9 protein-coding genes are annotated in these 12,860 nt (G+C 66.0%); 3 read left to right on the plus strand and 6 right to left on the minus strand.

Translation table 11 applies throughout. The annotated features are described in order from the left end of the window. Nucleotides 1–130: 130 nt before the first annotated feature. From SB786_RS03970 to SB786_RS03980, 3 genes are read right to left on the minus strand one after another with little or no spacing between them, the layout of a single operon-like run. Nucleotides 131–985 (minus strand): hypothetical protein, encoded by an 855-nt coding sequence (locus SB786_RS03970; RefSeq protein WP_410726293.1) that lies wholly within the window; start codon nucleotides 983–985, stop codon nucleotides 131–133. Nucleotide 986: 1 nt separating this feature from the next. After that, the gene (locus SB786_RS03975) at nucleotides 987–4,841 is read right to left on the minus strand and encodes a type VI secretion system Vgr family protein (protein ID WP_410726294.1); all 3,855 of its coding nucleotides are present in this window, start codon (nucleotides 4,839–4,841) and stop codon (nucleotides 987–989) included. Continuing rightward, nucleotides 4,842–5,111, minus strand: a complete 270-nt coding sequence (locus SB786_RS03980; protein WP_410726295.1) for a PAAR domain-containing protein — start codon at nucleotides 5,109–5,111, stop codon at nucleotides 4,842–4,844. It abuts the gene before it with no gap. Nucleotides 5,112–5,739: 628 nt separating this feature from the next. Between SB786_RS03980 and SB786_RS03985 the strand changes: the two genes are divergently transcribed. Continuing rightward, nucleotides 5,740–7,077, plus strand: coding sequence for an MFS transporter (locus SB786_RS03985; RefSeq protein WP_410726296.1), 1,338 nt, complete (start codon nucleotides 5,740–5,742; stop codon nucleotides 7,075–7,077). A 119-nt stretch (nucleotides 7,078–7,196) separates the two neighbouring features. Here the strand turns inward: SB786_RS03985 and SB786_RS03990 are convergent, their stop codons facing one another. Together SB786_RS03990 and SB786_RS03995 are read right to left on the minus strand one after the other, a co-directional pair. After that, a complete protein-coding gene (locus tag SB786_RS03990) occupies nucleotides 7,197–8,207 on the minus strand; it encodes a 3-hydroxybutyryl-CoA dehydrogenase (RefSeq protein WP_410726297.1) in 1,011 nt (336 codons plus the stop codon). Then, entirely contained in the window at nucleotides 8,204–9,310 is a 1,107-nt protein-coding gene (locus tag SB786_RS03995; protein ID WP_410726298.1) for an NAD/NADP octopine/nopaline dehydrogenase family protein, read from the minus strand. The genes SB786_RS03990 and SB786_RS03995 overlap by 4 nt, the downstream gene beginning before the upstream one ends. A gap of 149 nt (nucleotides 9,311–9,459) precedes the next feature. Between SB786_RS03995 and SB786_RS04000 the strand changes: the two genes are divergently transcribed. Then, nucleotides 9,460–10,434, plus strand: a complete 975-nt coding sequence (locus tag SB786_RS04000; protein WP_410726299.1) for an AraC family transcriptional regulator — start codon at nucleotides 9,460–9,462, stop codon at nucleotides 10,432–10,434. Beyond that, nucleotides 10,431–11,468: a LysR substrate-binding domain-containing protein gene (locus SB786_RS04005; protein ID WP_006759012.1), complete on the plus strand. Its 1,038-nt coding sequence runs from the start codon at nucleotides 10,431–10,433 to the stop codon at nucleotides 11,466–11,468. Before SB786_RS04000 ends, SB786_RS04005 begins: the two co-directional genes overlap by 4 nt. A gap of 32 nt (nucleotides 11,469–11,500) precedes the next feature. On the opposite strand, the gene SB786_RS04010 is transcribed toward SB786_RS04005, so the two are convergent. Further along, entirely contained in the window at nucleotides 11,501–12,631 is a 1,131-nt protein-coding gene (locus SB786_RS04010) for a porin (protein ID WP_410726300.1), read from the minus strand. Between the last annotated feature and the right edge of the window lie 229 nt (nucleotides 12,632–12,860).

Genomic DNA, 12,860 nt, shown 5'->3' on the forward strand with positions numbered 1-12,860 from the left:
GGGCGGCGTGGCGCTTAGCGCGCTGCCACGTCGCATGAAGGCCAGAAGCGATACACCGGGATGCGGGCGGCGTGTCCGGCAACGCGAGATCGTTGTCGGAAGCCCCGCCGCCCATGCTGCAATTTCCAGGTCAGCCTTCCTTCATCCACTCCGGCTCCACGTATTCCTTCACCCACATCCACTGACCTGGCTCAAACAAGTTCGTGTACTGGTTTCGCTCCGCCTGCTCCCGAGGGGTTAGCGTGCGGACATCGGGAAATTTATGTCCCTTTCGGATCATATGAATATCCGAGCTGGAAGTCTTCGTGTATCCCTGCCAGATCCCCGTTTCAGGACACAGCATCCCCGTACACAGATTCATCAACCCGTATTTGTGGCGCTTCGCCTGCTGCTCTTCTAGCCGGTGCTGTTCGCGTTCTTCTGGCGTCAAAATCTCGTATGTGCGGCGTATCTCGACTATCCACAGTTGCTGCGGAAATGATCCATCCACCGGATTGATGTAGCCAAGATCGACATCGATCGGAAATTTACTGCCTGGAATATCTTTTGAGCGGTAGCGAAAGGACTGCAAATTGGGGGCGTCGGGGGTGCGTCCCATTATTTCATTCCCATATTCACGATTTCCATCCCCGTCAACCCAATAATCCTCTAGTTGGAGGAGCGATTTGATTTCCGTATCAGGCAGATTGGCGACCCTTGCGTCGAGGACAATTCTTACCCCAGCCGGAACAACTTTCACCTTATCGCGATCATCACTGTAATCCTCCGGATCGTCGCCAGTGGAAAACTCAATCTTCGTACCCCGCAGCGCACGATTTTTGTATTTATAAAGGAACCCTTTTGCGGGGGGGTGCGTCCACGTTGTGTAATTTGTTCCGAAGACAATATGTTCAGGATCGTATGGCGCGTCATCGCGTAGGATCGCCATTGCTGCTTTAAGGATGGCGCGCAGCATGACGCGCTGCTCTTCGTCGGTCGTCTGCATTTCAAATCCCTCCCCCAATGGCGTTAAGTGACGCATCGTATCCTCCTGTGCATGTACCGGGGTTACGCACGAAAGCACGATCAGGGCGCTCCCAATAGGCTTGCACCACCTCTGCACACGCATAAGCATCTTCTTCATGTAACTGGCTCCGGTATCCCTTTTCGAAACTCACCATCTTGGCCGCCGTTTCTGGCGACACTCTCAACAGTTTGCACGCCTCGGCCTGTGCAATCGACACGTCGGGCTTCACATAGGCTCCGCCCGGTTTATTTTGCATGTACGAAATCATCCAGTAATAATGAAATATCAACATGCGATGCAGCCCCGCCATCACGCGCGCGTCATCTGGGATAACGGTTTTTTGGGCTGCGTTGAAGACATCCTTGCGCGTGCTGTCCTTGTAAACTTTTGTTGCATGGGAAAACATTGCATAATCGGCTGGATGTTGCCTAAATAGCGCCATCATCCAGAACGCCTGCTGGCAATGTCGTGCTTCGTGATAAAGCATGTCCGCGAATGCCTTCAGCGTCCCATCCAAGGCGGTTGCATTGTTCGATGATGCAATGATCTTCGCAATTCCTTTCTCTTGGATAGCTATTGCCCAGTACCTACCGATAAATGACGCACTGACATCCGGGCGCATGTTGTATTTGGCAGCACCTTCCGTTGCATTAACAATATCGATCTTGGGAGTCACGCCATTTGACTTCATCGGGTCACTTGAAGAACCTCTCGGCAATCCAAACGGCCCCGCCGCAAGGGCGGTATTCAATACATTGCCAACCGCAAGCGCGATACTTTCCTTTGCCTCGTCCGATATCTCGCCACTCAACGTATTGAACTTGCCCCACTCGATCCCGGTTAGCGCCTTCTTAATCGCCGCCGTATAGGCCTTCGTCACCGGATACTCAACATCCCGGCGCACCGGCATGTCCGGATGCGTATCGTCCTGTTTAGCCCCGTCGATGAAGTGATGGAAGCGCAACCCGAAGTTGAGCGGGTCGCAGTTCGCGAACGCGGCCGGCTGACTCGCGGACGTCGCCCCCTGTTCCGGGGTGCTGACCTTCTTGCCCTTGATCGTTGCGGTGCGTTTGTCGGCGTTCGGCGCTTGGGCGGTGTAGGGCGTCGTGTTGTCGCGCACGATGGCTGCCCGATTCACCGCAATCACCTTGTCCGGATCGCTCGCCGCCAGCAGTTCCACCGTGCCGAACGCGATGTCATGGCTCGTCACCACGTCCGTTTCGCCCAGTTCGTTGCTCACCCCCTCTATCACGCGGCCGTTGTCGAGCGTGACCCGGTACGGCTGGTTCGGCAGTGCAAAGCCGCTGTCGTGCTCCAACAGCACAAAGTGCGCGGCATACTGCCCCGGATTGTCGGGCGTGACCGGCAGCCGCATCGGCCGCACCTGCGCGACGTCTGTCTGATGACTGCCCGCATGGATCGTATGCTCGCCTGCCGTCCGCACCACGTACCCCTGTTCGCTGATGCGCACCTCGGTACTGCCGGCATGCAGCACGATTTCCTTCGCCGCGTGCAAGTGGATGCTATCGGTCGTGCTCGTGATGTTGACCGTCTTCTTCCCGGTGAGGTCAATGCCATCGGTCTGCGCCTCGATACGCACTTTCCCTGCTGCGGCCACCAGCACCATGCCCGCCTTGTGCACGAACAGCGAGAACGCGTTCGACACGCTCGCGAACAGCGAACGGCCGACTGCCAAGCCGACATGCCGAGCGCTCGTCATAGCGATATCCTCGCCGCTCGCGATATGGACGCCACGCTCGGCCGCCAGACTGATCCCTGCCGGCCCGGCCAGCACGATGTCGGCCTCCGTCAATTCCGGGAAATCGTCCGGGCCGGCAGGCGTATTGCCCCGGATCGCGTCATTGCGTGCCTCGATTGCCTTGGCGACCTCGCTCTGGTCCGCGTCGTGCTGTTGCGCCTGATGCCGTTGCGCCAGGCCCGTGAGGCCTTCCTGTAGTTCGCGCGCTCGCGTGAGCCGGCCTATGGCCTCCCTGGCGTCCTTCGCGTGGCCGGGGCCGCCCGGTTGACCGTCCGTCAACATGAACAGGCCCTTCAGCGCGCGCATCACGCCCCACTCGTCGGTGCGAAGATCGAAGCCTTTGCCGCGCGCATCGGCGCGCCCCTTCTTCCGGGTAATGCGACGAAGGTTGCCGAGACTTAACAGAGACGTGCCGGCATCGCTGGCAATTTGCGTCTGGATTTGCTCCCGCGTATCGTCGATCGCCAGATGGCCGGATGCGGTGCCGTGGAATTCCCGGCCGCGAATGACCGATACCGCCTGATTGTCCGGCACGTGCAGGGCCGGCTGGCGGAACGCGTTGACTGCGCTGCCGACAATCACGGGCAAGTCCGGGTCGCCGTGGTAGTGCGATACCGCCACTTCATGACCGATGCGCGGGATGAACGTCGCACCCATGTCGACGCCTTGCCACGCTGACAGCACGCGTAGCCAAATACCCGAATGCTCGTCGTGCCGCCCCTGTCGATCCCACTCGAATTGCACTTTCACCCGGCCGTATTGGTCCGTCCAGACTTCCTGCCCGGGCGGCCCGACGACAGTTGCTTTTTCAGGCCCGCTCATGATCGGCTTACGGACGCTGCGCTCCAGTCGGAACGGTTCGTTTGTCGGCAACAGTTCGAATTGCGCGTCAACGCGATAGGTTTGCGCGCTGTTGGTGCGTCCCGCGACCTCCTCGATATCGAGCGCGCACGATACGACGAGGTATTCACGATTTGCCGCCTGCTGCGGATAGCCGGTCAATGAAAAGGTATGCCCGACCGTGAGGCCGCGCAGATTCCCTCTGCCGTTCGCGCGCCGCCCCGTGCAACGCTGCGCCTCAAGCTGCACGCGCGCGAAGTGCATCGCCTCCCGCTCCGTATCGTTCGGTTGGCCCGTCAATCCTTGCGCGCCCGAGAGCGGCTGACTGTAATCGCCCCAGCCGTAAATCTCGCCGTCGGCGCTTGCGGTCGGGCGAGGGTCTTCCACAGTAGCGCCCAGCTTCGCGCGCGGGCGCGTGTAGTCGTAATCCGTCACGCTCACACGGCCCGGCGTGAGGCGGCTGGTCACGGACAGCGTGTGAATGTGTTCCTCGTCGATGCGCTGACCGCCGGGCGGCAGATAGCGCAACGTCTCGTAAGCCGCGCCGTGCGGACGATGACCGCCCATCGAGTCGCACAGAACCAGACGATGATGGCCGCCGTCGTGCTCGATCCACCACCAGATTCCCCATTCTTCCCAAAGGCGTTGCAGGAACGCCCAGTCCGATTCAAGCGCCTGCCGCTGCACGTCGCGTTTCGGGTACACACCCCGGAATGCACCGAGGCGCTGATCGACGGGATAGGGATATTTCGAGAGCACCGCGTCGGTGATTTCAACGACGGTCATGTCCTGAAACAGGCGGCAATCCTGCGTCAGCGTCGCGCGATAAAGCCACGGGCGCAGTTCGAGTTCATAGAGAATCGAATCGCGATCCTGCCCGGCGATCCGGGCGGCTTCGACCAGCCCTGTTATCTCGCGCGTTCCCGCGCCAATGTTGCCGAGTCCGGCGGCACCAGCCAGCCCCGGAATGGGCTGGCCTATGCCTTCGATCTGGATCGACACCGTCACTTCAGTGCCGACCATCTTGTCCAGATCGAGATCGGCCGTGCGACTGGGGGAGAACGCATAGGCATCGTCGGTTCGCAGCGTGACGAGGTAGCGGCACTCATCGAGGCGGCCGATAGTTTCGGTACCTTGCAATCGCGCCGGAACGAATACCGGCAGCGCATCCATGCCGTAGGTCGGCAGCGCTGCGCCCGCGATGGACAGCGTGCGACTCTGAGTAAAAATCGCCATTTACTCTGCCCCGGTTGTTCGCTGGCCAATGACGATTGCGCCGCAACCGGTTTTATCGCCGCGATAGCCGACGAGGCGGCCACGGTGCGTGCGCGGACCGCTCGCCAGCAATGGGAACAAGCCATCACATTTCGGACAACGAACGCCATGGCCGTCCAGCGCCACGCCGGCACCGAGGTGCGTCAGGTCGTCCGCGCATTCGACGACTTCGCCGCCGTGGTCGGTTTGGTCACCCAGACGGACCACCTCACAGCCTTGTGCATTTTTCATCGACGATCTCACATATCACGTGGATCGAGATTGATAACGCGGAAATACAACTTCACCTATGGGATGAATACGATTTTTTCGATCTCTTGATTTTTCTTCGAACAAACCCTTTGTCCCGCGCACGACCCGATATGTACAGTTAGAAAACTTCTGATGCTGGTTGCAAAGCCTGTCTCAACTTTTCTGAACTGCTCGTAGACTCCGCATCTGTTTCGGCGCAAGTTCATTGCACGCGGTTAGTTTTTCCCATCTGCTGAGGGCAAACTGATCAACGGTCCATCGTGCAGACTGCACCGCCGGCCGTACGCGTACGAACTTTTTTGCGTTGTCTCCGTTGTTGACTCGCAAGACCGTGCTCCACAAACACGTGTGCATGGTATCGACTTTTCGCCCGATGCCGGGTTGCATATTGGGCCGACAGAGCATGAAGAACACAGATCGCGAACGTTGCGGCGGTATCTTTCGTCGTTGACAGCCCCCGCGCGCCGTCCGACCATCATTTGCGGGAGTGATGACACTCCCCTTTTTTTGTGGATTTGACCGGGGCGGCGGGGCCGACAACACTAGCCCGCAGTGCCGCATGCGTTCTCCAGAGACGGCACGCGTTCGTCCCCCTTCAGAGTCCGCCATGTACCCGACCGACACCGTGCAATCCCCGAGCGCCGCCCGGCCGCTCGCCGACCGGCAACTTCGCCGGATCGTCATCGCCTCCGTCGCCGGCAACGCGATGGAATGGTATGACTTTTTCGTCTACGGCACGGCCGCCGCGCTCGTGTTCGGCCACGTGTTCTTTCCGCCCGGCGCGTCGCCGCTCGCGGGCAGTCTCGCCGCGTTCGCGGCGTTCGCGCTCGGCTTCGTCGCGCGGCCGCTCGGCGGGATCGTGTTCGGCCATGTCGGCGACCGCTACGGGCGCAAGGCGTCGCTCGTGTGGACGCTGCTGATCATGGGCGCGTCGACGTTCGCGATCGGCCTGCTGCCGACCTACGCGCAGGTCGGGCTGTGGGCGCCCGCGGCGCTCGTCGTGCTGCGGCTGCTGCAGGGCGTCGCGTCCGGCGGCGAATGGGGCGGCGGCGTGCTGATGATCAGCGAGAACGCGCCGCCCGAGCAGCGCGGCTACTACGCGGCGTGGAGCCAGCTCGGTGTGGGCGGCGGCTTCGTGCTGTCGTCGGCCGCGTTCCTCGCCGCGCAGGCGCTGCCGGACGACGCGTTTCGCACCTGGGGCTGGCGGCTGCCGTTCCTCGCGAGCATCGCGATCTTCGCGATCGGCATCTATATCCGCCGCCACCTGCCGGAAAGCCGCGACTACGAGCAGGCCGGCAAGCGCGGCGCGCACACCCATTTGCCGATCGTCGAGTGCATCCGCCGCCATCCGAAGGAAATCCTGCTCGCGATGGGGCTGCGCGTCGCCGAAAACGGCGGCGCGTACATCTTCCTCGCGTTCTCGCTCGTCTACGGCAAATATGTCGGCATCCCGAACGGCGTGATGCTGACCGGCGTGATGATCGCGATGATCGTCGAAATGGGGGCTATGCTCGCGTGGGGCCGCCTGTCCGACCGGATCGGCCGCAAGCCCGTGTACCTGATCGGCGCGCTGAGCCTCGTCGCCTGCGCATTTCCGTTCTTCTGGCTGCTCGACACGCGCGCGACGCCGCTCGTGTGGCTCGCGCTGACGATCGGCACGGCGGTGAGCCACGGCGCGATGATCGGCACGCTGCCGGCGCTGGTCGGCGAGCTGTTCAGCACCGAGGTGCGCTACTCGGGCGTCGCGCTCGGCCATGAAGTCGCGTCGATCTTCGCCGGCGGGATGTCGCCGCTGATCGCGACCGCGCTGCTCGCGCGCTATCACGCGTCCTGGCCCGTGTCGCTGTTCCTCATTGCACTCGGCCTCGTGACCGTCGCGACGCTGTGCGTGATGCGCGAGACGCGCGCCGTACCGGCGGCCGGCACGCGCGGCGACACGGCATGAGCGCGCGGCCCGCGCCGGCCGCCGCACCCGCGTTGCCGGTGGGCGATTGGCGCACCGGTTCACGGCGCCACGTGCGCGCTTGCGCGGCACCGCAAGCGCACGCAGCCGCAACGTCCAGGCTACGCGTCCCGGCTGCGCCGCGCGCTGTCGAACGCCGGCGCAAGCCCGAGGTGGTCGAGCAGCCGCGCGAACTCGCCGAGCCGTTGCTGCATGTACGCCGGCACATCGACCTGCGCATAGTCGTGGAACCCGGTGCCCGTCCGCACGCCGTCGCGCCCGGCCTCCATGTTGCGCACGACGCTCGCGGCCGGCGCGAAGCGTGGGCCGATCTCGCCGGCGAGGTACGTCGACGCGTAGTACAGGATGTCGCAGCCGCCCCAGTCGATGAACTCGAGCAGCCCGAGCACCGCGAAGCGCGGGCCGAAGCCGGTGCGGATCGCCGTGTCGATGTCCGCGGCGCTCGCGACGCCCTCCTCGACCATCCGCGCGGCTTCGTTCATCGCGAGCGCCTGGATGCGCGGCACGATGTAGCCGGGCGCCGGCCCGCAGATCACCGGCTTCTTGCCGACGCGCTCGAGCAGCGCGGCGAGCGCATCGACCACCGATTGATCCGTCGCGTCGCTTCGGCTGATCTCCACGAGCGGCATCAGCAGCGCCGGGTTCAGCCAGTGCGCGTTCAGCATCCGCTCCGGGTGCGCGACATGGCGCTGCAATTCGGTAACGACGAACGTCGACGTCGTCGATGCGATGGTTGCACGCGCATCGACATGTTCGCCGAGCCAGCGCAGCGCGTCGGCCTTCGCGTCGAGCACTTCCGGCAGCGCTTCGAACACGATGCCGGCGTCGCGCACCGCGTGCGCCGCGCCGTCGTGCGGGACCAGCGCGATGCGCGCGACGATGGCCTCGGCCTGCGCGCCGTCGATGCGGCCGAGCGCGACCTGCGCATGCAACGGCCGCAGGATCTCGCCGCGCGTGCGTTCCTCAAATGCGCGCCATCCTTGCGCGTCGCGCGGCTTGAAGTCAATCAGCGTCACGTCGAGGCCCGCGAATGCGAACACGAGCGCGATCCCCTGCCCCATGCGTCCCGCGCCGAGCACGTGCACGCGCGTCACGTCGAGCGCGGCCGTCATGCGGCGTACCCCGCATCGAGCAGCGCGCGCAGCGCGTCGCGCGACAGCGCGGCGAGACCGAAACCGTCGAGCGTGCGCCCTTGCGCATACAGGTCGCGGCCAGTGACGGCCGACGCGACGCTCAGCAGCCCCTGCGCAACGGGCGTCGGCACGTTGGCCCAGCGCCCGCACGACACGATGAAGGACAGCCCGAGCCGGGTGTCCTCGAGCATGTAGCGATGCGTGCACAAATCGATCTTCTCGCGCCAGTCGCCGCTGTCGGTCAGCTTGCCGTGCGCGCCGCGCCCGTACATCCATTCGTCGCCGTCGGTCGCGTAGTGGTCCGCGAGCGGGAAATGCGGCGCGCGGTAGCCGAGCGCCTCGCGCACGGCGATGCGTTCGGCGTCGAGCGCGTTCGTCACGCGGCGGATCGACGGTTGCGTGCCCTCGTTGTGGATGTCCCACGCGTCGAAGTGTTCGAGCGGCCCGGCGTTCATCAGGATCAGCGGCGGATGGATCACCGGGCCCGCGTTCATCAGCGCGCCGGACAGCGCGTCCTCGACCGGCTCGACCGACGGATAGCCGGCGCGCAGCACGTCGAACGCCCAGCCGGCCGCATTCGCGGGAAACACGCCGGTCGGCAGGCGCGTCGCATACGCGCTGATCACGACCGCGTTGTCGCCGTGCTTGCGCACCAGGTACGGCAGCGTGCCCGTCTCGGCGTACGCGACGCGCGCACGGTTGCCGGCATCGGCCGCCGCGCGCGCGAACACGAAGCTGCCGAACGTGCCGGGCGGCAGGAACACGACCTGGCCGTCCTCGAGCAGCGGCGCGACCTGCGCGGCCAGCGCGTCGTGCGACACGGCCGGCAGCGGCACCACGACGAGCCGCGCGCCGCGCAGCGCGGCCGCGAGATCGTCGGTCAGCCGGATCGCGCCGGGTGTATCGCCGAGCGGCACCGCGCGCTCGCCACGATAGTCGGTCACGTGCAACGCGCCGAGTTCGCGCAGCCGCGCGTGCGGTTCGCGGTCGCGCCGCCACCACGTCACGTCGTGGCCCTTCTCGAACAGGTCGATCGCGGCCGCATGGCAGCCGTGGCCGCCGCCCAGTACACATACCTTCATCGTCGTCTCCCGGTGAGTGAGTGTTGCCGAGACTACGCGGCGGCGCGCAGCGCGTCGCTTCAAAACGCGCAACGGCAGGCCCATTCGCGCAACGCAATCGCGGCGACGCGCATGACGCCGCGCCCACGCATCCGACACGAGGCCCCCGCATGGACATCGCCCTCTCCCGACATGCGCCGAACCGGCTCGGCACGCTGCATGCGCCCGACGAAGTCGAACGCGCGGTCGCGCACCGGCTCGGGCCGCACCGGATGGCCGCGCACGGCCGTGAGCCGTTTCATGCGGAGCTGTACGAGGTGCCGCTGCATCATGGCGCGCTGCTCGAGCTCTGCTACGGCCGCGAAACGCGCATCGATTTCGGCGACGATGCCGATCATTTCCTGTTCCGGCTGACGCTGTCGGGCGCCTGCGAGCTGCGGGCCGGCCAGCGGGTCGCGCGTGCGGGCCCGGGCGAGCTGACCGTGTCGTCGCCGGCGCTCGCGAGCCGCCTGAGCACGAGCCCGGATTGCCGCAACCTGGTGCTGCGGCTCGAGCGCGGCGCACTCGAGCGCAAGCTGCAGGACATGCTGCACGCGACGCTCACGCGGCCGCTGCACTTCGATCTCGCCGCCGGCGGCAACGGCGCGGGCGCCGCGCTCGTGCCGCCGACCTTCGAGTACCTGTGCCGGCTCGGCGCGCAGCCGGGCATCGGCGCGTCGGCGACGACGTTCGGCGCCGATCTCACCGCGTGGCTGATGTCGCTGCTGCTCACGCACCTGCCGCATTCTTACAGCGCCGCGCTGGCGCGCGGCACGCCGCCGCTGCCGGCGCACGTGCGCCGCGCATGCGACCACGTCGACGCGCATCTGGACGAACCGCTCGCACTCGCCACCCTGGCGGCCGTCGCGGGCGTCGCGCCGCGCACGCTGCAGCATGCGTTCCGCGCGTTCCTGAACACCACGCCGGCCGCCTACGTACGCGAGCGCCGGCTGGCCGCGGTGCACGCCGCGCTGCGACGCGGCGGTGCGCGCAGCGTGACCGACGTGCTGATCGCGCACGGCATTCATGGCTTCGGCCATTTCGCGAAGGCCTATGCGCGGCGTTACGGCCACGCGCCTTCCGTCACCGCGAGGCAAGCACCATGACGCACTCCGCCACCGGCCGGCCGCCGGCCTCGGCCCGCGCCGAACCTTCACCGCACGACGGCGACTCGCCCGACGGGTTGCGCGTGCAGGATCTCGATCTCAACTTGTTGAAGACGTTTCGCGCGGTGTACGAGGAGCGGCACGTCGGCCGCGCGGCGCTGCGGCTCGGCGTCACGCAGCCGTCGGTCAGCTACGCGCTCGGCCGCTTGCGGCTGATGTTCCGCGACGCGCTGTTCGTGCGCACCGGCACCGGCGTCGAGCCGACGCCGCGCGCGCAGCGGCTCGCGATATCGGTCGACAAGGCGCTCGCGATCCTGCAGGACGTGCTCGACGAAGGCTCGCGGTTCACGCCGGACAGCACGCAGCGCGTGTTCCGGCTGCACATGAGCGATTTCGCGGCGAGCGCATTCCTGCCGACGCTGCTCGCGGCATTCGACCGGCGCGCACCGGGCGCGGTGATCGAGACGCTGCACGTCGACGAATGCCAGCTCAACGTCGCACTCGAATCGGGCCGCATCGATTTCGCGCTCGGGCATTTCGCGGACGCGTCGAGCCATTTCCAGCGCGCGGCGCTCCTGCACGAGCGCTGCGTGTTGCTGATGCCGCGCCGCACCGCGCGGCGCGTCGCACTGCCCGACGATTTCGTGCTCGACGGCGACGCGCCGGACACGCTGCGCTTCGTCGCCGTAACCGCGCATCCGCAGTCGATGCAATTGCTCGAGCGGCACGGACTGATGCCGCGCGTGCGGGCGGCGCTGCCCGACTTCATGGTGGTGCCGGCGCTGCTCGAACACGGCGATTACGCGCTGATCCTGCCGGAGACCGTCGCGATCACGTTCGCCGCGCGTCAGCCGTGCACGCTGTACGAAATCGCCGGAGCCGGCGAATGGGCCGTCAACGCGTACTGGCACCGGCGCTTCGATGCGGACCCGGGCCATCGCTGGCTGCGTGCGCTGCTGCTGGAGTTGTTCGATATCGGCCGGCAGCCGCCGTTCGACGCATGGCTCGCGCCGCACCCGCCCGCCTGCGCGTAGCGGCGCAGGCGGCCAGGGGCAACCCTCGGCGCTCAGAACGACGTGAGGATGCCCGCGACGATCGAGCTGGCGGTCGCGCCGGGTTTCGCGACCGCGACGCCGCCGCCCGCCGCGCCATTCACGACGAAGCGCGCATGCGCGCCGTTGCGCACCATCGCCGCGCCCGTGTACAGCACCGTGCGCTTCGACAGCGGATAGTCGAAGCGGATGCCGTACGAATCGGCGTTGCCGTCGCTGTCCGCGACCTTCCGGTAGTGGCCGATGCTCAGCAGCAGCGACGCGCGTCCGATCGGCACCGTCGCGCTCAGTTCCATCGTGTCGCTGTGCGGATACGCACTCTGGCTGTCGATCGCGGCCGCGACGTCGGGGCCGCCGCGATGGCGCATATACAGCGCGGCGATCTTCACGACGCTGAAGTCGTACGAGATCGCGCCGAGCGTGTAGTTGCCGTTCGCGGCCGTGCTGGTTGCGCCGAGCGCGGATGCGGCGACCGGGCTGAACTTCTGCTGCATGTAGTCGACGTCGATCGACAACCCGCCGCGCGCGTAGCTGACGCCCGCGCCGTACGTATCGCCGCGCGTCGCCGGCTGGCCGGCCGCGCCGTTGGCGCCACGCGCGGCCATCGCGCGGAGCAGGAAGCCGGCGTAGCGCGGCGACGTGTAGCGCATCGAGTTGCGCACGCGCAGGAACGCGGGCCCGACGAAGTTGTTCGTCGCGTTGCCCCACGCCAGGCCCGCGCCGAGACCGGGCAGGCTGTACGTGACGAGCGTGGTGTGCAGGATCGTGTAGAGCTCGCCGAACTGCACACCGCCGAACGGCCCGGTGATGCCGACCCACGCCTCGCGGCCGAACAGCGCGCTGCTGTTCGACAGCGCGCCGCTCGCGGAGTTGAAGCCGTCCTCGAGCTTGAAGATCGCCGCGTAGCCGCCGCCGAGATCCTCGACGCCCTTCAACCCCCACTGCGACGCCCACAGGTTGCCGCTGCCCATGCGCGTCACGTGGTTCGGCCCGGCGTTCGCGTATTCGATCGCGGTGTCGATGCGGCCGTAGAGCGTCACGCTCGATTGCGCGAGCGCCGGCAGCGATGCGCACGCCAGGAGCGCGGCAGCCAGCGTGGCACGCGGTACGGCAAGCCGGTCGGCCCGCCCGTTCGGATGGTTCATGTTCGTCGTCCCGTAGTCATTGCGGCGCCTGTCGGCGTCGCGCCGCTCGATGTGAAGCGCGTTCGCAAGCTCGTGCGAACGCTGCCGATCAAAACCGGGCCGAGTCTAGGAACGACAATTTCGGACGTCGACGCAATCCACTCTATAACGCTTATAGATGCGCCGCATGATGTGCGCAGGCCCCCGCCGCACGCGCGCTGCGCGCCGCCCCGCGCGCACGGCCTCGGTG

The organism is Burkholderia sp. SIMBA_062 (assembly GCF_046534765.1).
Lineage (GTDB): Bacteria > Pseudomonadota > Gammaproteobacteria > Burkholderiales > Burkholderiaceae > Burkholderia > Burkholderia ambifaria.

Excerpts from the sequence above, each read along its gene's own strand:
- SB786_RS03970 (WP_410726293.1), bottom strand. The coding sequence starts at position 985 with ATGCAGACGACCGACGAAGAGCAGCGCGTCATGCTGCGCGCCATCCTT.
- SB786_RS03975 (WP_410726294.1), bottom strand. The coding sequence starts at position 4,841 with ATGGCGATTTTTACTCAGAGTCGCACGCTGTCCATCGCGGGCGCAGCG.
- SB786_RS03980 (WP_410726295.1), bottom strand. The coding sequence starts at position 5,111 with ATGAAAAATGCACAAGGCTGTGAGGTGGTCCGTCTGGGTGACCAAACC.
- SB786_RS03985 (WP_410726296.1), top strand. The coding sequence starts at position 5,740 with ATGTACCCGACCGACACCGTGCAATCCCCGAGCGCCGCCCGGCCGCTC.
- SB786_RS03990 (WP_410726297.1), bottom strand. The coding sequence starts at position 8,207 with ATGACGGCCGCGCTCGACGTGACGCGCGTGCACGTGCTCGGCGCGGGA.
- SB786_RS03995 (WP_410726298.1), bottom strand. The coding sequence starts at position 9,310 with ATGAAGGTATGTGTACTGGGCGGCGGCCACGGCTGCCATGCGGCCGCG.
- SB786_RS04000 (WP_410726299.1), top strand. The coding sequence starts at position 9,460 with ATGGACATCGCCCTCTCCCGACATGCGCCGAACCGGCTCGGCACGCTG.
- SB786_RS04005 (WP_006759012.1), top strand. The coding sequence starts at position 10,431 with ATGACGCACTCCGCCACCGGCCGGCCGCCGGCCTCGGCCCGCGCCGAA.
- SB786_RS04010 (WP_410726300.1), bottom strand. The coding sequence starts at position 12,631 with ATGAACCATCCGAACGGGCGGGCCGACCGGCTTGCCGTACCGCGTGCC.